Origin of the sequence: Massilia brevitalea, assembly GCF_030711405.1 — a bacterium.
Classification (GTDB): domain Bacteria; phylum Pseudomonadota; class Gammaproteobacteria; order Burkholderiales; family Burkholderiaceae_D; genus Telluria; species Telluria brevitalea.
Window position 1 is genome coordinate 122,805 of the sequence record NZ_JAULSI010000007.1, and the last position, 18,825, is coordinate 141,629.

The following is an 18,825-nucleotide window of genomic DNA, read 5'->3' on the forward strand; positions in this document are numbered from 1 at the left end:
GTCAGACCTTCTTGATGGCGGCTTTGCCGAACAAACCGGACGGCTTGATGGCCAGCACCAGCAGCAGCAGCAGCAGGGCCGGCACGTCCTTGTAGCCGGTCGAGATGTAGTAGCCGGCCGTGGTTTCCGAAATGCCCATGATCAGCCCGCCGACGATGGCGCCCACGCCCGAGGTCAGGCCGCCGATGATGGCGACAGCGAATGCCTTCAGGCCGAGCGAGGCGCCCATGGTGGCGCCGGTGAGGGTGACCGGGGCCACCAGCACGCCGGCGAACGCCGCCGTAGCCGAGGACAGCGCGTACGAGAAAGTGATCACGCGGCCGGTGTTGATGCCCATCAGGCCGGCGGCGTCGCGGTCGTTCGAGGTGGCGACCACGGCCTTGCCGTAGATCGACTTGCGGTTAAAGAGTTCCACCGCCAGCATGATGAGTAAAGCGCCGACGATCACCGCCACCTGCATCGGCTGCACGTTCGCGCCCATCACCTGGAACGGGGTCGAGTCGAGCGGCGAGGGGAAGGGCATGTCTTCCTTGCCCCAGATGTTTTCGGCGATGTTTTTGAAGATGATGGCCAGCGCGATGGTCGACATGATCCAGCCGAATTCCGATTTCAGCTTGATCGCCGGGCGCACGCCGATCCACTCGACAAAGGCGCCCTGGAAGGCGCCGAACAGGATGACGACCGGGATCATGACCCAGTAGCTGAGGTAGGGGCCGCCGTGCACGCCGCCGGTCAGGCTGAGGCCGACCAGGGCGCCGAGCATCAGGGCTTCGCCCTGGCCGAAGTTCAGCGTGCCGGAGGTGGCAAAGGTTAATTGGTAGCCGAATGCGATGACGGCATAGATCATGCCGAGTGCAATCCCGCTGAAGACCAGCTGCAGAAGAATTTCCATGATGTTCACCCTAAGAGGTCGTGCAAAAATCGCCATGGCTGCGTTGCCTCGTCTCGCCGTACGCTCGTACTGTCTTCGACTCGGCGCCTTGCACTGACGATTTTTTCACAAGCTCTGGTGGCAGCGTGTGCGCCGCCGGCCGACGATTACGAATGACTGGGCGGATGGATGCGCCCGCGGCCGGCTCCTTTGGCAGGAGCCGGCCGTGTCACAACAAGATGCAGCGTATGTGCAGCGTTACGTAAAGCGCTTACTTAGCCAGCACAACCCGCCCGCCACGCACTTCGCCGAAGCGGGTGTTCTCGAAGTTGATGGCTTCGTGGTCGTCTTTGCTGTAGGGCTTGTTATAGGTGGTGACCACGCCTTCGACCTTTTCGTTCAGGTTTTCCAGCGCGGCCTTGACCTTCGGGCCTTCGGTGCTGCCGGCCTGTTTCATGGCGGCGGCCAGCAGGTAGATGGAATCGTAGCCCTGGGCTGCCGACACGGCCGACGGCATGCGGCCGTTCGGCGGGCTGTAGGCCTTGGTATAGGCGTCGATGAAGGACTTGCGGCGCGGGTTGTCGGCGTCCTGGATGAAGGTTTGCGGCATGCGCGTGCCTTCCGCGTTCTTGCCGGCGTTGTCGATGAAGTTGGCCATGGCCAGAGTCCAGCTGCCAATCATCGGCACTTTCCAGTTCAGCTTTTCCATGCCGTTGGCAATTTGCGCCAGCTCGGGGCCGATGCCGTAGGTGAGCACGACGTCGGCGCCGGCCTGCTTGGCCTTCAGCAGCTGCGGCGTCATGTCGACGTCCTTCAGGTTGTATTTCTCGATCGTGACGGCCTTGATGCCTTTCTTTTCCAGTGCCTTTTCCAGGTCTTCGCGGCCGAGCTGGCCGTAGCTGGTGGAGTCGGCCAGGATCGCGATCTTCTTGAAGCCGCGGCGGGTCACGGCTTCCTCGACGATCATCGCCGACTGGATGGTGTCGTTGGCGGAATTTCGGAAGACGTAGTTCTCGGGCGTGTTGGCGAACTGCTTGGTGATGACGGAGCCGGTGGCGACGTTGTTCATGACCGGGATCTTGGCGTTCTGGTAGAAGCGCTGCGAGGCCAGGGCGACTGTCGTGTTGATGTAGCCGACGGTGGCGGCCACGCGCTCCTTGTTGATCAGCTCCTGTGCAATCTGCACGCCGCGTTCCGGCTTGGCTTCGTCGTCGCGCTCGACCATCTGCAGCTGGCGACCCAGCACGCCGCCCTTGGCATTGATTTCCTGTACCGCCAGCTTGACGCCGTCGCGCATCGACACGCCCATCGGCGCCGAGCCGCCGGTGAACGGGCCGGTGACGCCGATCTTGATCGGGTCCGCCGCCATGGCCGACATCGAGAAACCCAGTGCTACACCTGCAACCAATGCTTTCATCTTGAAATTCATTGCTGTCTCCGTAGTGTTTATTAGGTGTTTCGGTACGCTGGAAACCGGACAGAAAGGCACTGCCACAGCGCCATCGACGGATCATTGTAGGTTAGCAATTGGCCAACAGCAATCGATTGCTGTGACGCGTCGCACCATGCAAACGGAATACTCGGACGTAAGAAATCGGTAAGGGAAGGGGCGTATTCTGCTGCGCAAAAAAAAGGCCGCACGTGGTGTGCGGCCTCCCTGTTTTGGTGCATCGGTACGGCGTGGCGCAGTGAAACGCGCGACGCCGGGCGGTGCGCCGCGTGCGTCAGCGACGGTGGAACCGTGGCCGTGGCGCGTAGTGGCGATGGCCACCACCCCAGCTGCGGCCGAAGTTGAAGCCCAGCCCGATCGACACCGGCGGATACCAGTACGGGTCCTGCACGATGACCGGCGCGCCGTAGACAGGCGCCCCATAGACGGGTGCACCGTAGACCGGCTGCGGCGCATACACCGGCTGCGACGAATAGACGACGTTGTCCGGCGCCGGATTGACGACGACCGGTGAGCTGGTGACGACGCCGGCGTCGCCCGAGCGTGCGCCCGTGCCCATTGGCACCGGGGTGACCGATACCGTTTGCCAGCCGTTCGGATCCGCAGCCTGCGCATAGCCGCGCGTGCCGTAGTTGGCTGGCCCCGGATATTGGGTGGCGCAACCGGTGAGTGCCGCGAGGGCGGCAGAAATGACGATGAATTTTTTCATGGCGGTCCTCCTGATGACGCCATGATAGTTTGTCGGCGTACATTTTGGCGCGGAATTACAGCTTGTTACAGTGTAGGGGGCACCGGAAACCTTCGGTCGGCAAAGACGCCGCGCTTTCCGGTGGGCTCGGGTCCTGGTCAGTAGCGGTTCAGGAAATCCAGCGGCGGCGTGGTCGCCGCCACGAACGGCGCCAGCGGGAACGCGCTCGCTATTGCCTGGTAGCCGGCATCGTTCGGATGCAGGTGGTCGCTGCTGTCGTAGGCGGGCAGGATGCGCGCCGGGTCTTGCGGGTCGCGCAGTGCGGCCTCGATGTCGGCCACGGCGTCGAACTCGCCGCTGTTGCGGATCCAGCTGTTGGCCGCGCGCCGTACCGCCTCGCGCGCCGGCGTGTAGTAGACGAAGCCTTCCCAGGGCGGCAGGGTGGCGCCGATGACGCTGATGCCGTGCGCATGGGCGCGCGCGATCACCTGGCGGTAGCCGGCAATCAGGTCGGCCGCCGGAATCGGGTTCGAACTGGGGCTGTAGCTGATGTCGTTGATGCCGATGAGCAGCGCCAGGTAGCGCACGCCGGCGGTGGCCAGCACGTCGCGGTCGAAGCGCTCCAGCACGTCGTGGCCGGCGACCAGGGCGGTGGCGTAGTCGTTCAGCAGCAAATTGGCGCTGATGCCGCGGTTCACCACGCCGATGCGCCCGCCGGCGCCGAGCGAACCCTGCAGCCGTCGCACGAGGTAGTCGGGCCAGCGCCGGTTGACGTTGCCGGTGCTGCGCGCGCCGTCGGTGAGCGAGTCGCCGATGGCGACCAGGGTGGAGGCGGGCCCGTCGACGTCGACTTCGGTGAGGAAGGGCCAGGAGGTGATGGTGCGCGATACCGGCATCGCGATCGACGACGTGTAGTCGCCGGCCGGCGACAGGTAGCTGCTGGTGAGCGCCATGTCGTGCAGGGTGGTGGCCTGGACGCTGCCCGGCAGGTAGAGGCTGATCGCGAGGTCGGCCTGGGCCGGCACGCTGAGCTCGACCGGGTCGGACAGCGCCGGGGCGCCGGCCGGGATGGTGATGGCCGACTGGCCGCCAAAGGCGAGCGGGCGCAGCGTGGATTGCAGCACGGCCGAGCTGGACGAGCGCACGGCGATGCTGGCGGCGCCGATGCGCAGCGGGGTGCCGCCCATTTCGTTGGAAAAGCGCACGCGCACGCGGTTGCCGCCGATGCTGGTATGCACGACCAGGCGCAGGGTCTGGCTGGTGAAGCTCTGCGTGCTGGCGCTCGGTGGCGGGCCGGCCGGGGCGGCGCCCCAGGTGGCGCTCCAGTGCTCGCCGGCGCCGCTTTGTGCGTGCGCCGGCAGGGCCGGCACGGCGAGGCTGGCGGCCAGCAGTGGACCGGCGCGCAGGAAATTGCGGCGCGCCGGGCGGGCGCTGCGCCCGCTGGGTGGGACAGGCGAAAGCTCGTGCATACCTTAGGCTCCATGGACAATTTGCGGCACCGGAAAGCACGGCGTGCGGGCGGTGGCCGATGTGTCCAATTTATGCCTCCGGTATGGGCGACTCAAGAGAAGCCCGGCAGGGAGTTTGCGCTGGCGCAGGGAGTGTTTGGATTGGACTTGCGGTATGGTAATTCGTTGCAGGGCGCAAAGAATTTGAGCGATATTTCGGGCGTAGTTGACGCGTGGGCACGGGGCGCCCAGCGCGGCCCGGCCCACCCTACAATATCCGAAGCTGACAGCCCATGCATAAGTAGGGTGGGCGCCCCGTGCCCACGCGGTGAGCCGCTGCGATCAGGCCAGTACCTTGAGGATACCGTCCAGCCCGCTGAAGTTGAGCGCCACGTCGGCCTGGGCACGCACCACCGGCTTGGCGCGGAAGGCCACCGACAGGCCGGCAATGCCCATCATCCTGAGGTCGTTGGCGCCGTCGCCCATGACAATGGCCTGCGAGGCCGGAATGCCGAGCTCCGCGCACACGCGTTCCACGGTGCGCCGCTTTTCCTCGGCGTCGACGATACCGCCGACCACGCGCCCCGTCAGGCGTCCGTTCTCGATTTCCAGCACATTCGCATGCGCGTAATCGAGCCCCAGGCGCTGTTGCAGCCGCTCGGTAAAAAAGGTGAACCCGCCCGACACCAGCAAGGTTTTCAATCCCGCCGCCTGCACCGCCGTCAGCATCGCTTCGCCGCCCATCGAGATGCGCAGGCGTTCCGCGTACACACGCACCAATGCCGATGCGTCCAGCCCTTCCAGCAGGGCCACGCGCCGCGTCAGGCTGGCCGCGAAATCGAGCTCGCCGCGCATCGCCGCCTCGGTGATCTCGGACACCTGGGCCTTCAGGCCCTGCATGTCCGCGATCTCGTCGATGCACTCGATGGTGATCAGGGTCGAGTCCATGTCCATCACCACCAGCCTGAAGTCGGCGAGCGTGCGGCCGGCTGCGATGAAGGTAGCGTCCACGCCGGCCGCATAGGCCGCTGCGGCCACCCGGTCGCGCACGTCAGGCGAGGCATCCACGTCTTCGAAGCGCAGCGCGTGCTCCGAGATCGCCGCGGACCGTGCCGGACGCGCCAGGGCGGCAACGTCCGTCAACAAGGCCTGCGCGGCGCCAGGCCCTTGCAATACCAGATTCATCGTCATGTTTCTTATGCCAGCAGTTGTTTGATGGTTTGCTTCACCTGCGTCACGCGCGTTGCCAGGTCCGGCATGGCGGCGGTAATGCGCAGCTTGTCCTGGCCGGCGAGCTTGATGTGGCGGTTCTTCTGGATCAGCGTGATGATCTTGATCGGGTCGATCGGCGGCTTTTCCATGAACTGCAAACTGGCCGCTTCGCCGTGGGCGTCGATCTTGACGATGCCGACCGTCTTGGCGGCGATGCGCAGGCGGTGGGTCTCGATCAGCGCCTTTACCTGTTCCGGCAGTTTGCCGAAGCGGTCGATCAGCTCTTCCTGCATGTCGTCGATCTTGCCCTGGCTTTCGCAATTGGCCAGGCGTTTGTAGATCGACAGGCGCTCGTGCACGTCGCCGCAGAAGTCGGCCGGCAGCAGGGCCGGGCAGTGCAGATTGATCTCGGTGGTGGTCGACAGCGGCGCGGCCAGGTCCGGCTCCTTGCCGGCTTTCAGCGAGCGCACGGCCTCGTTCAGCATGTCGGAGTACAGCTGGAACCCGATCTCCAGCATTTCGCCGGACTGGTTCTCGCCCAGCACTTCGCCGGCGCCGCGGATTTCCAGGTCGTGCATGGCGAGGTAGAAGCCGCTGCCCAGTTCTTCCATCTGCTGGATCGCGTCCAGGCGGCGCTGCGCCTGCTTGGTCAGGCTTTGCACGTCGTTCACCAGCAGATAGGCATAGGCCTGGTGGTGCGAGCGGCCCACGCGCCCGCGCAACTGGTGCAGCTGGGCCAGGCCGAACTTGTCGGCGCGGTGCATGATGATGGTGTTCGCGGTCGGCACGTCGATGCCGGTCTCGATGATGGTCGTGCACAGCAAAATGTTGAAGCGCTGGGCCACGAAGTCGCGCATCACCTTTTCCAGGTCGCGCTCGTGCATCTGGCCGTGGGCGATGCCGATGCGCGCCTCCGGCAGCAGCTCGCGCAGCATCGCATGGCGGTTCTCGATGGTCTCGACTTCGTTGTGCAGGAAGTAGATCTGGCCGCCGCGTTTCAGCTCGCGCAGGCAGGCCTCGCGGATCACGGAACCGTCTTCGCTGCGGACAAACGTTTTGATCGCCAGGCGCTTTTGCGGCGCGGTGGCGATGATGGAAAAGTCGCGCAGGCCCTCCAAGGCCATACCGAGTGTCCTCGGTATGGGAGTTGCCGTGAGCGTGAGCACGTCGACCTCGGCGCGCAGGGCCTTCAGCGCTTCCTTCTGGCGTACGCCGAAGCGGTGTTCCTCGTCGATGATGACGAGACCGAGACGCGTGAACTTCACGTCCGGCGACAGCAGTTTATGGGTGCCGATCACGATGTCGAGGGTACCGTCGGCCATGCCCTTGATCGCGTTGTTGATCTCCTTGCCGGTGCGGAAGCGCGACAGCTCGGCGATTCGCACTGGCCAGTCGGCGAAGCGGTCGGCAAAGGTTTGCGCGTGCTGCTCGGCCAGCAGCGTGGTCGGGGCGAGAATGGCCACCTGCTTGCCGCCCATGACGGCGATGAAGGCGGCGCGCAGGGCTACTTCGGTCTTGCCGAAGCCGACGTCGCCGCACACCAGGCGGTCCATCGGGCGGCCCGAGGTCATGTCCTTGATCACGTTGATGATGGCCTCAGCCTGATCCGGCGTTTCGTCGAAACCGAAGCTCTGCGCGAAGTTCTCGTAGTCGGTGCTGGAATACTCGAAGGAGTGACCCTGGCGCGCGGCGCGGCGCGCGTACAGGTTCAGCAGCTCGGCGGCGGTGTCGCGGATCTGTTCGGCGGCCTTGCGCTTGGCCTTGTCCCACTGGCCGGAACCGAGCGAGTGCAGCGGCGCATCTTCGGGCGAGGTGCCGGAGTAGCGCGAAATCACGTGCAGCTGCGACACCGGCACATACAGCTTGGTGTCCTTCGCATATTCCAGGTGCAGGAACTCGGTCTCGCCTTCGCCCAGGTCCATCGACGTCAGGCCCATGTAGCGGCCGATGCCGTGGTTGATGTGCACCACCGGATCGTTGATCTTCAGCTCCGACAAATCGCGCACCATGGACTCGACCTGGCTGGTCGCTTCCTGCTTCTTCTTGCCGGCGCGCCGGCCCGAGCCCGCGTACAGTTCGGTCTCGGTGATGAAGGCAATGCAGCCGCTCGCATCTTCGAACAGCTCGAAGCCAGCCTGCAGCGGCGCCACGCCCAGCGCCAGTTTGGCACTCGATGCGCGGAAGCCTTCGAAGCCTTCGACCGGCGCCACGTCCAGCTTGTACTCGTTGAAGTACTGCTGCAGGGTTTCGCGGCGGCCGTTCGATTCGGCGCAGATCATCACGCGGCAGTTCGTGCGTGCGAGATAGGCGCGCAGGTTCGCCAGCGGGTCTTCCAGGCGGCGATTCACGGCGATGTCGGGCACCGGCGCCGACAGCTCGGAGCTTGTGGTTTGCGGCTCGCGCGGGATGTTCCAGCGCCCATGCGGCTTGGCGCAGGTGAAGAACTGCTCGGCGCCGAGAAAGAGTTCGGCGGGTTCCAGGATCGGGCGTTCGCGGTCGCTTTTCAGGAAGCGGTAGCGCGATTCGGTGTCAAGCCAGAAGCGCCCGATGGCGGCGTCGATGTCGCCCACCATGGCCAGCGGGCCATCCTTCGGCAGGTAGTCGAACAGGGTGGCCGTCTCTTCGAAGAACAGCGGCAAATAGTATTCGATGCCGGCCGAGGCGATGCCGCTGCCGATGTCCTTGTAGATGGGCGAACGCGACGGGTCGCCCTCGAAACGCTCGCGCCAGCGGCCGCGGAAGCTTGTCCTCGCCGCTTCGTCCATCGGGAATTCGCGACCCGGCAGCAGGCGCACTTCGCGCACCGGGTACAGCGAGCGCTGGGTGTCGGCGTCAAACGTGCGGATGGTCTCGATCTCGTCGCCGAACAAGTCCAGGCGGTAGGGCAGGGCCGAGCCCATCGGGAACAAATCGATCAGGCCGCCGCGCACCGAGTATTCGCCGGGCGACATCACCTGCGACACGTGGGTGTAGCCGGCCAGGGTCAGCTGGGATTTCAGCTTGGCTTCGTCCAGGTTCTCGCCCTGGCGGAAGAAGAAGGTGTAGGCAGCCAGGAAGGACGGCGGCGCAAGGCGCACCAGGGCCGTGGTGGCCGGCACCACCAGCACGTTGCAGTGGCCGTTGCCGATCTCGTGCAGCGTCGCCAGGCGCTCGGACACCAGGTCCTGGTGCGGCGAGAAGGCGTCGTAGGGCAGCGTCTCCCAGTCCGGCAGCAGGTGGCAGGACAGTTTGCCGTCGGCGAACCAGGCGATTTCGTCGAGCAGGCGCTGGCCGTCGCTGGCGTTCGCCACGATGACGGTGAGCATCTGTTTTTGCGCCTTGAATGCGAGGCCGGCAATGGCCAGGGCATAGGCGTCGGAGGAACCGGCGAGGGCCGGCAGGACGAAACGGTTACCCGCTTTGGGGAGATGTTTGTTGAGATCGAAAGGCATGCAGGCGGTGCTTCTCGCTGGAGAAAAATCGGGGGCCGATGGGCTGCTCATTATAGACGAACGACCATCATTTCGCCCCGCACGCGAGGGCAGCCCGCCAGGACGGCCTCCCGATCAGCGCCGGCGCATGTTCGAGACCACCAGCCCCGCCAGGATCAGGCCGAAGCCGGCCGCGTGGTAGGACTGCGGCGCCTCGCCCAGCAGAGGCCAGGCGGCCAGGGTGGCGAACAGCGGGATCAGGTAAAGCGACATGCTGGCGCGTGCCGGGCCGGCCATGCTCACCAGGCGGTCGAAGCAGAAATAGGCGCCCAGGCTCGGCACCACGGCCAGGAAGGCCAGTGCGATGTAGAGGCGGCCGTCGCCGAAGTTCGGCGTCGTGCCGGTCCAGGCTTCGAGCGCCGCGAACGGCGCCAGCACCAGCGCACCGCCGCCGATCAGGCTGGCCAGCTTGACGGTGGCCGGCATCGGCGGCAGCGGCAGGCGGCGCCCGAACACGGTGTACAGGGCCCAGCCGCTGGCGGCCGCGATCACCCACAAGTCGCCCTGGCCAAAGCTGAGCGAACCGAGCGCCTCGGGATGGCCCTTGGACAGCACCAGCAGCGCGCCGCCGATCGCCAGCAGCATGCCGGCGGCCTGGCGCTTGGACAGCGGCGCCTTCCATACCAGGGTTTCGATCAGGGTCACCACCGCCGGGCAGGCCGCGAAGATGATCGCGATGTTGGCCGCGCTGGTATGGCGTGCGCCGATGTATTGCGGGGCGACCGCCATGCCCATGCCCAGGCCCGACAGCAGCAGCAGGCGCGGCCAGTTGGCCAGCAGTGTGCCGCGCAGCGCCCACAGGCGCGGGCCGACGGTCGGCATCAGAATGGCAAAAGCGAGGGCCCAGCGGCCAAAGGCGAGGAAGACCGGCGGAATCGCCGCGCTCTCGGCCCAGCGCGCCACCACCAGGTTGGCGGCAAACAGGGCGGGCGCGATGAACATGAGCGGCAGTTCGCCAGCGAAAGGATCGTTACGGTAGCCTAGGGCGCTGCGGGAAACTGCTTCTGTCACGAAAACTCCGAAATTCGATTGCTGCGCTGCCGTAAACGCACTTGTATCGACAAGCGCCACGGCAGCAAATTGATATGTTTGACTGGGAGACATCGATTTTACTGCGCCGCACAAAAAATATTCTTTCGTATCCGATGGAGATTGGCCGAGGGTTGTGAAAGTTCTTCTATGCTTGAGCTAAAATGTAGAAGAATTATCTTGTGACTTACTTTTTTGGAAAGGAGGCCTGGCGATGAAGGATGGCGTGCTCGACGAGATCGACCGCAAGATACTGCGCACCCTCGCACGCGACGGGCGCATCAGCAACCAGAAGCTGGCCGAAACCGTCAACTTGTCGCCCACGCCGTGCTGGCACCGCGTCAAGGCGCTGGAGGAATCGGGGCACGTGCAGGGCTATGTGGCAGTGCTCGACCAGCGCGCGCTGGGGGTGCCGGACACGGTGATCATCGAGGTGACGGTGGACCGGCATGACGACGAGATCTTCCAGGCGTTCTCGGATGCGCTGGCGGATTTGCCGGAGGTGATGGAGGCCTACCTGCTGTCGGGCGAGTACGATTATTTGATCAAGGTGGCGGTGTCGGGGACCGAGGGGTATGAGCGCTTCCTGCGGCAGAAGCTGTACAAGCTGCCGGGGGTGAAGCATACGCGCTCGACGTTTACGCTGCGTTGCCTGAAGCGGGCCGCGTCGGTGGCGCCTTGATGTTGTAGAAGTTGTTGTTGACGTTGTAGGGTGGGCACTTGTGCCCACGCGGTACCACGCGCGCCCGTCGAAATTGAACGCCCGGCGGACAGGTTATCGGCGGGTCACCGGCCGTACTGCGTGGGCACGAGTGCCCACCCTACAAGCGACGGTATCGGCGCCTGGCGGATTGGTTACCGGATGACCGGCCCTGTACCGCCGTCACGCCTGCGGCTCATGCACATCCGCCTCGCTCACCGGCTCGGCGGCGATCTTCTCGTCGGCCAGCGCCTCGTCCTCGGCATCGGCCTCCAGCCCTTCCTGCGTCGCGCCATGCCGGCGGTCGTAGGCCAGCTCGACCAGCATCGGGAAGTGGTCCGACCCGAACGCCGGCAGGCGCTGGATATGCGCCAGCGTGAAATGCTTGCTGTGGAACAGGTGGTCGAGCGGCCAGCGGAACAGGGGAATGCCGGCGTGGAAGGTGTTGAACATGCCGCGCCCGATGCGCGGGTCGAGCAGGCCGCTGATCTTGCGGAACAGGCGCGTGGTGGTCGACCACGCGACGTCGTTCAGGTCCCCGGCCACCACCACCGGCGTGTCGAGGTCGGCGACGCTGCGCGCCACCACCAGCAGCTCGGCGTCGCGTTCGGTCGATTCCTCGTGCTCGGTCGGGCTGGGCGGGGCCGGGTGCAGGAAGTGCATGCGCACCTTGCGGCCCGACTCCAGCACGATCATGGCATGCATCGAGGGGATGTCGTCCTCGACCAGGAACTGGATCGCCGTGTCTTCCAGCGGCAACTTCGAGTACACATGCATGCCGTACAGATTGTCGAGCGGGCATTTCATCGCATGGCAGTATTCGTCTTCCAGGGTGTCGAGATGGCGCTGCCGCCAGGCGTCCGACTCCAGGGTGACGAAGATGTCGGGCCGGTGCTCGCGGATCAGGGCCAGCAGGCCTTCGGCATTGTGGTTCGGCGCCAGCACGTTGGCGGTGAGGATGCGCAGGCGCTCGTCGCGGTCGCCCGATACCGCCGCCTTGACCTCGTTCGGGAAGACCCGGGTGTAGGGAATGATCCACCAGGCCTGGTAGGCCAGGCAGGCAAGGGTGATGGCGAGCAGGATGACGGTTTCGTAGTCGCGCAGGTCGAGCAGGGACAGCTGGGCGACGAGGACCGCCAGCGCCACGGCGGCGATCTGCAGGCGCGGAAAATCGAGGTCGCGCACCAGCCAGGTCGTGCGCCGCGAGAGCGGCACGAGGGTGGCGAGCGCGATCAGTACAACCAGGGTGGCAAGGATGGGAAAGGCCATGGCGGAGCAGTATTTTTGTTATTCGGTACTGCCAGTATGCCCGTGTCCGCCTGCTTCATTTGTTCGGAAACGAACATAGCCATTCGCCACGTCAGGCGCCTGCCACGCCTTCGCTTTCAGCTTTGCTTTCGTCCTGGCCTGCATCGTGATCCTGCACCTGCGCCGGGCGCCGGTTCGCGATCCCGAACGGCACGTGCACCATCGGGATGGTGCCGCCCGGTGCGGCGCGCAGGTGCGACATCTGGTCGTCGAAGAAGATGTGCGGCTTGAACACGGCCAGCACGCGCGACTTGTCCATGCCGCCCAGGAAAAAGGTCTCGTCGGGCGACACGCCCCAGCTTTTCAGCGTGGTGACGACGCGCTCGTGCGAGGGCGCATTGCGCGCCGTGATGATGGCGATGCGCACGATGCGCCGGTAGTGTGGATCGGCGCGCGCGGCCCCGTCCTCCAGGCCCTGCAGCACCGCCAGCTGGCGGAACAGCGTCGCCAGCGGCCCCACGCTGTGCGGGCGCGCCACGTGCAGGGTCTCGTGGGCGTGGAATTCGCCGAGGTCGTTGTTGCGCTTGAAGACAGTCTCGGATTCGTCGTCGGCCAGTACGCCGTCGAAGTCGAAGGCCACGCGCAGTTCCAGGTCGCCATCCTCGTCGGCGATCTTCGACGGCAGCACCAGCCCGGCCGGGTAGTCGACGGCGATCGCGTTCTTGACGTCGTCCTCGTTCGCGCTCAGGAACAGCGAAGCATTAAAGGCCGGCAGGTAGGGATAGGGCGGCTTGCCGTTCATGAAGGCGGCGCGCGAGATGTCCAGGCCATGGTGGGCGATCGAGCGCATCACGCGCAGGCCGGTCTCCGGAGAATTGCGCGAAAACAGCACCACCTCGACCGGGGCCTGCTGCGGAAAACAGCGGTTGATGTTCAGGAAGCGCCGGATGAAGGGAAACGCCACGCCCTTGCCGAGGATGGTGTCGAGGTGCCGCTCCTGGTAGTCGCGGTAGGCGTCGGCCCCGTGCTCGAGGTAGACCTGGTGCGACTCGGACAAATCGAACAGCGCGCTGGAAGCCACGCCAATGACGAGTTTCTGTTCTATCGGGAAGGGCATTCAATCCTCGGTTCCTGGTTGATCGGCCAGCTGATCATAACAGGGCCGCAGGCGCGTACCGAGGATGGCGCCAACCAGCGGGTGGTCGGCGCCAATCACGCCGGCATCGGCGAGCAGGCGCAGCTTGGCGAGGCGGTCGCCCTGGGCCAGCACCTGGCCCAGGGCCGAGGATTCCAGCCGATTGCCTTCGAGGATGGCGCCGGCCACGGTTTCCGGGAATTCCCAGTGCAGCGCGATGCCGTAGGCCATGCGCCGCGCCAGCGCAAACAGCACCCCAACCACGCTGCTGGATGCCGGCAGCGCCTTGCCGTCGCAGACCTGGTCGATCAGGCGGAAGGCCACCACGAGGCCGACGTTCTGCACCAGGCCGGCGAGATAGGCTTCGAACGGGTCGGCGCCGGTGGTCGGCGCCAGCGTGCTGGCCGCCAGCGCGCATTTCTCGGACTGGCGCCAGATCTGCGGCGCCACCTGTTTCGCGAAGCGCCCGGTCTGCGTGCTGATGATCGGACGGAAGGCCACGCGTGCCAGCAGCATGCGCAGGCCGTTGCGCCCGAGCAGGATCAGCGCCCCCTGGATGGTGCGCACCGGGGCCGGCGGCCGGTAGTACGAGCTGTTTGCTTCGCGGATGACTTCGCCCACCAGCACCACGTCCTGCGCCACCATGCGCGCGATGTCGGCGCCCGAGACGCTGTCGTCGCGCAGGCTGCGCAGCAGTTCCGGAATCACCGAGGGCACGCGCGGCACCAGCTCGGCCGCATACGCCGGCCGCTGCGCCAGGCGCGCCAGCTCGGCCAGCACCAGGGCCTCGGTGGCCGCGTCGGCGGGCGGTGCGGGGACCGCTGCGGCGGCCGCGCCGGCGCCGGCCAGCCAGCGATAAAAGGCCAGGTCGAGCGCTGGGCCGGGATCGTGGGCTGGCGCCGACGCGGCGGAGGCGGACGGCGCAGGCGTCGCCGAGGGCGCAACCGGAGTGGCAGCGGGCGTAATGGCAGGAGCGGGGGCGCCGGCAGCGGCGTCAGCCTGTGCGGGGCGGCTGTCCGGCGACCGCGGCGCGGCGCCGAACAAGCGCGCGATCCAGTTCTTCATGATGGGAGGTGTCGGCCGGGGAAGGCCGGATTCTACCAAGCCGCGGCAAAACGCGTTGCCGGGCCGGCGCTGGGGTGCGGCGCTTCAAAGGGGCGCAGCACTGCGGCACGCCTCCGGGGCGCGCCGCGATGCGACATGCAACTCAACGGCCGATGGTGCCGGCCGTGCTGGTGCCAGTGGTGCCAGTGGCGCCAGGGGTGGCCGAGCTGCTGCCGCCGCTGATGCCGATGTTACCGTTCGGCTTCGGCGCCGGGTTTTCCGGCGACTCGGTCATGGGCACGCTGCTGCCCGAGCCGCTGCGCATGCTGCCGGACGTGCTCGAGCCGGTCGAATCGGTGGTGCCGGTGGAAGTGCAGGCGGCCAGGCCCAGGCTCATCAGGCCGGCCAGGAGAATGCTGGTGGAAGTGCGCTTCATGGTGGTTCTCCGTTGGTTGTCGAGGCATGCATCATGTGAGCACTCGCGTCTGCTTTCCATGGGGAGAGACGAGCGCCCGTCCAGGCTTTAGCCGGGGTGTGCCGCAATCAGCGGTTGGCGTTGCCGTTGCTCAGCGGGGCATTGTCGAGCTGGCCCGCGGTGCCGGGCACGCCGGCCTGCACGCCGGTCGAGTTGCCGGTGGTTCCGGGCGCGCTGCTGTTCATGCTGGACGTCGAGCTCGAACCCATCGACGAGCTGGTGGTGTCGGTGCTGCTGCAGGCGGCCAGGCCCAGGCCCATCAGGCCGGCCAGGATGACGCTCGTATAAGTGCGTTTCATGGTGATCCTCCGTTGGTATTTGAGGACTTCATCATGCGAGCGCTCTCGACAATTTGCTATAGGAACACAGCGAGAACGCGTGTAGGAGATGCCGGACAGTCAAGGCAGAGCGACGATCGTGAATTACCCTGCGCGGCCGCCCGGTCCGGCGTGCTGCACCAGCCAGGGCACCAGCGCATCCGAGGGCAGGGGGCGGCTGTAGAAGTAACCCTGCCCCTTGGCGCAGTGCTGGGCCCGCACCGCCCGGGCCTGGGCCTCGGTCTCGATGCCTTCGGCCACCGTGTTCATGCCCAGGCTGCTGGCGACCTTGACGGTGGCCTCGATCAGCACCTGGTGGTGGTGGCTGGTGTCGGCCTTGCAGACGAAGGAACGGTCGATCTTGACGGTGTCGACCGGCAGCAGGTGCAGGCTCGACAGCGAAGAATAGCCGGTGCCGAAATCGTCGAGTGCGAGCTTGATGCCGAGCGCCTTCAGTTCGTGCAGGCGTAACTGGGTCTGCTCGTCCTGGGCGGCCAGGCTTTCGGTCACTTCCAGCTGCAGGCTGGCAGCCGCCATGCCTGTTTGCGCCAGGATGGCGGCGACTTTGCCGGTCCAGTCCGGCTGGGCCAGCTGGGCGCGCGACAAATTCACCGCCACCAGGCGCGGTGCGGCAGCGCCCAGTTCGCGCTGCCAGCGCATGAAGTCGGTGCAGGCGCGCAGCAGCACGAAGTCGCCGATCTGGTCGATCAGGCCGCATTCCTCGGCCACGCCGATGAAATCGAAAGGCGGCACCAGGCCGCGCACCGGGTGCTGCCAGCGCACCAGCGCCTCGACCCCGGCCGCATGGTCGGTGCTGCCATCCGGGTTCAGGCCGACAACCGGCTGGTAGACCACGAACAGCTGCTCCTCGGCCAGCGCGGTGCGCAGCTGGGTCTCGATGTCGGCGCGGCGCGCGGCCCGTTCGCGCATGCTGGCCTCGAACACCACGTGGCGTGCGCCGCCGGCGCGCTTGGCCTCGACCATGGCGATGCTGGCGTCGCGCATCACGGCATCGGGGTCGGCGGCCGTGCTGCCTGCCTCGTCGTCCATCCCGTCGCTCCAGAACACGCCGATGCTGGCGCGGCAGGCCACCTCGCGCCCGGCCACCATGTGCTGGCTCGCCAGCGCGTCGAGCAAGCGCGTGGCCACGCGCTCGGCTTCGTCGCGCTGGCGCAGGCCGTCGAGCAGGACCACGAATTCGTCGCCGCCCACGCGCGCCACCAAGTGGCCGCTGCCGGCGGCGGCGTCGATGCGGCGCGCGCCGGGCGGCATGCCCCAGCCGCGTTCGGCCATCGCCGCCAGCAGCTCGTCGGCCAGGGTCACCAGCAACTGGTCGCCGAGGGCCTGGCCGAGGGTGTCGTTAATCTGGCGGAAGCGGTCGAAGTTCAGGAACAGCAGGGCGAACTGGCCACCGCCGCCGATGCGCGGGCGCGCCAGCATCGCTTCCAGCTGCTCGCGCACGGCGGCGCGGTTCGGCAGGCGCGTCAGGGCATCGGTGCGGGCGGCGCTGCGCAGGCGCCGGCGCAGGGTTTCCTGCTCGCGCTGCATCTCCAGCGTGGCGTCGGTGATCACCGCCATCAGGCGCTGGGCGTCGAGTTTCAGGAGGCTGATCGACAGCACCTGGGGCGCGCCCGGCGCCGTATAGGCTTGTTCGAGCGGCAGGCGCAGCGCTTCGCAGACCACGCCCGACGGCTCGGCGAAGGCGTCGGCCAGCTGCTTTACCTGCGGCGCCACGTTGTCGAGCACCGCGAACAGGTTGTCGAGGCCGGCGTCGGTGGCGAGCGGCATCAAGAGGCTGGACGCCATCGGGTTGAGCATCTCGACCGCACCGGCGAGGTCGGTCTGCACGAGCCCGATGGGAGCGCGGTAGAGGAACTGGACCAGCGCCTCGTAGGCGTCGATATTTTCAACCTGCATTGCGGCTTCGCTGTGGAATGTCTTCATTGTCGCTCAATCCGGAAGTCCAGGAGGCCACGCAGTTGCGCCCGCGGCCCTTGGCGAGGTACAGCGCCTGGTCGGCGCGCCTGATCAATTCGTCGATGCCGCCGGCGCTGTCGCACTGTCCCTCGGCGCCGGGCAGCAGCAGCGCCACGCCGGCGCTGACAGTGTAGGCGATTTCGCCGCCGTCGCTCGGCACCAGGCGCGTCGCCACCAGTGCGCGCAGGCGTTCGGCACTGGCCAGCGCTTCTTCCTCGCCGGTGGAGGGGAGCAGCACGGCGAATTCCTCGCCTCCCAGGCGCGCCACGGTGTCGACGATGCGGAAGCTGTCGCGCAGGGCCTCGGCAAGGTCGACCAGCACGCGGTCGCCGGCCGGATGGCCGTAGCGGTCGTTCACGTTCTTGAACAAATCGGCGTCGAACAGGACCAGGGCCAGCGGGCGCGGCGTGTGCGCCGCGCGGTCCAGCTCCAGTTCGGCGGCCTCGAAAAAGGCGCGCCGGTTTGCCAGGCCGGTCAGGTGGTCGCAGAAAGCGGCCTGGCGCCGCTTTTCGCTGGCGGCGCGCTTGTCGCTGATGTCGCGCAGGATCAGGGCGTAGGCGGGCGCCTGCGGCTCGTCGAGGCCAAAGGCTTCGCGGTCCGGCAGCGGCGCGATCAGCGCGCTGGCCCAGAACTGGCTGGCGTCGGCGCGCAGGCGCAGGCCTTCGTCCAGGCTCCAGCCGTTGCAGTCGGCCTCGCGCAGGCGCAGGCCTTCGTCCAGGCTCCAGCCGTTGCAGTCGGCCTCGCGCAGGCGGTCGAGCAGGTGCTCGGGCGTCATGGCGCCGGGCGGATAGAACACGGAATACGGCGAGCCGACCACGTGTTCGCCGAAGCCGGTGACGCGCGCGATGCTCTCGTTCCAGTCGACGATGCGCCCAAGGCGGTCGAGCGAGACCAGGGCGTAGTCGCTGATGCGGGTCAGGATCGCGTTCAGCCAGGCGTCGCTCTGGCGCAGCTGGCGCTCGCGGCGCACCTCGGCGGTGACATCCTGGATCACGGCCATGATGCGCGCATCGTCGAGTTTCAGCAGCGTGAGCGAGAGGATCTGCGGCGCGCGCTTGCTCTGCTCGGCGGCGCGCAGGTGGATGTGCAGGCCCTCGAAGACCATGCCCTGCGCGCGCGGATACTGCGCGCACTGCAGGCGCAAACCGGGCGCCACGCCTTCCAGCGCGGCGAACAGATTGGTCAGGCAGCCGTCGGGCGAGAGCGGCATCAGCAACTGCGCCGAGATCGGGTTGATCATCGCGATCTCGCCATCGAGGCTGGCCTGCACCAGTCCTACCGGCGCCAGATACAAGAACTGGATCAGGGCCTCGTGTTCGGCGCGCAGCTGCTCGGCGCTGTCTTCCGCCAGTATCACCGGCGCTGGACCAGCACGTAGCGGTTGGCGCCGCCGGCGCTTGCCAGCAGGCGCAACTTGACCTTGATCGGGCGCATGCGCAGGGTCAGCACGTAGTCGATGGTATCGTCGAGTTCGCTGGCTTCGTCGGCCGCATCCTCGAAGCGCTGGGCCACCAGGAAATTGTTCAGGCAAGGTGCGACGTTGGTAAACAGCGGCTCCCCGATCACACGCTGTGGCGACAGACCGGCCGCCTGTGATTCCACCGCGTTGTAGCGCTGCACGATGGTCTCGGCATCGAAGCCGATCACGCCGAATTCGAGCGCGTCGAGCTGCTCCTGGCTGCTCGCGTCGAGCAGGTTGGCCAGGCCGGGCGTATCGAAGGAGGGGGTGGCGATGGTCATGATGGGCTGGCTCCGGATGGA

16 protein-coding genes are annotated in these 18,825 nt (G+C 66.6%); 1 reads left to right on the forward strand and 15 read right to left on the reverse strand.

The window, feature by feature from the left end; all coding sequences use genetic code 11:
- Position 1 precedes the first annotated feature (1 nt).
- The 7 genes from QWL29_RS06270 to QWL29_RS06300 form a co-directional block, all read right to left on the reverse strand.
- Positions 2 to 892 carry a branched-chain amino acid ABC transporter permease gene (locus QWL29_RS06270; protein ID WP_305822024.1) on the reverse strand — a complete coding sequence of 297 codons (891 nt, stop codon included), beginning with the start codon at positions 890 to 892 and terminating at the stop codon, positions 2 to 4.
- 250 nt (positions 893 to 1,142) lie between these two features.
- The gene (locus tag QWL29_RS06275; RefSeq protein ID WP_305822025.1) at positions 1,143 to 2,300 is read right to left on the reverse strand and encodes an ABC transporter substrate-binding protein; all 1,158 of its coding nucleotides are present in this window, start codon (positions 2,298 to 2,300) and stop codon (positions 1,143 to 1,145) included.
- Between the two features lie 295 nt (positions 2,301 to 2,595).
- Positions 2,596 to 3,030 carry a hypothetical protein gene (locus tag QWL29_RS06280; protein ID WP_305822026.1) on the reverse strand — a complete coding sequence of 145 codons (435 nt, stop codon included), beginning with the start codon at positions 3,028 to 3,030 and terminating at the stop codon, positions 2,596 to 2,598.
- Positions 3,031 to 3,167: 137 nt separating this feature from the next.
- Entirely contained in the window at positions 3,168 to 4,478 is a 1,311-nt protein-coding gene (locus QWL29_RS06285) for an SGNH/GDSL hydrolase family protein (protein ID WP_305822027.1), read from the reverse strand.
- 321 nt (positions 4,479 to 4,799) lie between these two features.
- A complete protein-coding gene (gene serB, locus QWL29_RS06290; RefSeq protein WP_305822028.1) occupies positions 4,800 to 5,642 on the reverse strand; it encodes a phosphoserine phosphatase SerB in 843 nt (280 codons plus the stop codon).
- An 11-nt stretch (positions 5,643 to 5,653) separates the two neighbouring features.
- Positions 5,654 to 9,100: a transcription-repair coupling factor gene (gene mfd / locus QWL29_RS06295; RefSeq protein ID WP_305822029.1), complete on the reverse strand. Its 3,447-nt coding sequence runs from the start codon at positions 9,098 to 9,100 to the stop codon at positions 5,654 to 5,656.
- Positions 9,101 to 9,214: 114 nt separating this feature from the next.
- Entirely contained in the window at positions 9,215 to 10,150 is a 936-nt protein-coding gene (locus QWL29_RS06300) for a DMT family transporter (protein ID WP_305822030.1), read from the reverse strand.
- A 232-nt stretch (positions 10,151 to 10,382) separates the two neighbouring features.
- Here QWL29_RS06300 and QWL29_RS06305 point away from each other — a divergent pair, with 232 nt between their 5' ends.
- Positions 10,383 to 10,850, forward strand: a complete 468-nt coding sequence (locus QWL29_RS06305; protein ID WP_229435394.1) for an Lrp/AsnC family transcriptional regulator — start codon at positions 10,383 to 10,385, stop codon at positions 10,848 to 10,850.
- A 201-nt stretch (positions 10,851 to 11,051) separates the two neighbouring features.
- Here QWL29_RS06305 and QWL29_RS06310 read toward each other — a convergent pair whose 3' ends face one another.
- The 8 genes from QWL29_RS06310 to QWL29_RS06345 form a co-directional block, all read right to left on the reverse strand.
- Positions 11,052 to 12,137 (reverse strand): endonuclease/exonuclease/phosphatase family protein, encoded by a 1,086-nt coding sequence (locus tag QWL29_RS06310; RefSeq protein ID WP_305822031.1) that lies wholly within the window; start codon positions 12,135 to 12,137, stop codon positions 11,052 to 11,054.
- 91 nt (positions 12,138 to 12,228) lie between these two features.
- Positions 12,229 to 13,233, reverse strand: coding sequence for a 5'-nucleotidase (locus QWL29_RS06315; protein WP_305822032.1), 1,005 nt, complete (start codon positions 13,231 to 13,233; stop codon positions 12,229 to 12,231).
- The gene (locus tag QWL29_RS06320; RefSeq protein ID WP_305822033.1) at positions 13,234 to 14,316 is read right to left on the reverse strand and encodes an HDOD domain-containing protein; all 1,083 of its coding nucleotides are present in this window, start codon (positions 14,314 to 14,316) and stop codon (positions 13,234 to 13,236) included. It lies immediately after the preceding gene.
- A 142-nt stretch (positions 14,317 to 14,458) separates the two neighbouring features.
- Positions 14,459 to 14,731, reverse strand: a complete 273-nt coding sequence (locus tag QWL29_RS06325) for a hypothetical protein (protein WP_305822034.1) — start codon at positions 14,729 to 14,731, stop codon at positions 14,459 to 14,461.
- 107 nt (positions 14,732 to 14,838) lie between these two features.
- The gene (locus tag QWL29_RS06330) at positions 14,839 to 15,069 is read right to left on the reverse strand and encodes a hypothetical protein (protein ID WP_305822035.1); all 231 of its coding nucleotides are present in this window, start codon (positions 15,067 to 15,069) and stop codon (positions 14,839 to 14,841) included.
- Positions 15,070 to 15,192: 123 nt separating this feature from the next.
- Positions 15,193 to 17,031, reverse strand: coding sequence for a putative bifunctional diguanylate cyclase/phosphodiesterase (locus QWL29_RS06335; protein ID WP_305822036.1), 1,839 nt, complete (start codon positions 17,029 to 17,031; stop codon positions 15,193 to 15,195).
- Entirely contained in the window at positions 16,994 to 18,421 is a 1,428-nt protein-coding gene (locus QWL29_RS06340; protein ID WP_305822037.1) for a sensor domain-containing diguanylate cyclase, read from the reverse strand. Before QWL29_RS06340 ends, QWL29_RS06335 begins: the two co-directional genes overlap by 38 nt.
- A complete protein-coding gene (locus QWL29_RS06345; protein ID WP_305822038.1) occupies positions 18,418 to 18,804 on the reverse strand; it encodes a PAS domain-containing protein in 387 nt (128 codons plus the stop codon). Before QWL29_RS06345 ends, QWL29_RS06340 begins: the two co-directional genes overlap by 4 nt.
- Positions 18,805 to 18,825 lie beyond the last annotated feature (21 nt).

Excerpts from the sequence above, each read along its gene's own strand:
- QWL29_RS06270 (WP_305822024.1), bottom strand. The coding sequence starts at position 892 with ATGGAAATTCTTCTGCAGCTGGTCTTCAGCGGGATTGCACTCGGCATG.
- QWL29_RS06285 (WP_305822027.1), bottom strand. The coding sequence starts at position 4,478 with ATGCACGAGCTTTCGCCTGTCCCACCCAGCGGGCGCAGCGCCCGCCCG.
- QWL29_RS06275 (WP_305822025.1), bottom strand. The coding sequence starts at position 2,300 with ATGAATTTCAAGATGAAAGCATTGGTTGCAGGTGTAGCACTGGGTTTC.
- mfd (WP_305822029.1), bottom strand. The coding sequence starts at position 9,100 with ATGCCTTTCGATCTCAACAAACATCTCCCCAAAGCGGGTAACCGTTTC.
- QWL29_RS06325 (WP_305822034.1), bottom strand. The coding sequence starts at position 14,731 with ATGAAGCGCACTTCCACCAGCATTCTCCTGGCCGGCCTGATGAGCCTG.
- QWL29_RS06345 (WP_305822038.1), bottom strand. The coding sequence starts at position 18,804 with ATGACCATCGCCACCCCCTCCTTCGATACGCCCGGCCTGGCCAACCTG.
- QWL29_RS06310 (WP_305822031.1), bottom strand. The coding sequence starts at position 12,137 with ATGGCCTTTCCCATCCTTGCCACCCTGGTTGTACTGATCGCGCTCGCC.
- QWL29_RS06335 (WP_305822036.1), bottom strand. The coding sequence starts at position 17,031 with ATGAAGACATTCCACAGCGAAGCCGCAATGCAGGTTGAAAATATCGAC.
- QWL29_RS06320 (WP_305822033.1), bottom strand. The coding sequence starts at position 14,316 with ATGAAGAACTGGATCGCGCGCTTGTTCGGCGCCGCGCCGCGGTCGCCG.
- QWL29_RS06280 (WP_305822026.1), bottom strand. The coding sequence starts at position 3,030 with ATGAAAAAATTCATCGTCATTTCTGCCGCCCTCGCGGCACTCACCGGT.
- QWL29_RS06305 (WP_229435394.1), top strand. The coding sequence starts at position 10,383 with ATGAAGGATGGCGTGCTCGACGAGATCGACCGCAAGATACTGCGCACC.
- QWL29_RS06315 (WP_305822032.1), bottom strand. The coding sequence starts at position 13,233 with ATGCCCTTCCCGATAGAACAGAAACTCGTCATTGGCGTGGCTTCCAGC.
- serB (WP_305822028.1), bottom strand. The coding sequence starts at position 5,642 with ATGAATCTGGTATTGCAAGGGCCTGGCGCCGCGCAGGCCTTGTTGACG.
- QWL29_RS06330 (WP_305822035.1), bottom strand. The coding sequence starts at position 15,069 with ATGAAACGCACTTATACGAGCGTCATCCTGGCCGGCCTGATGGGCCTG.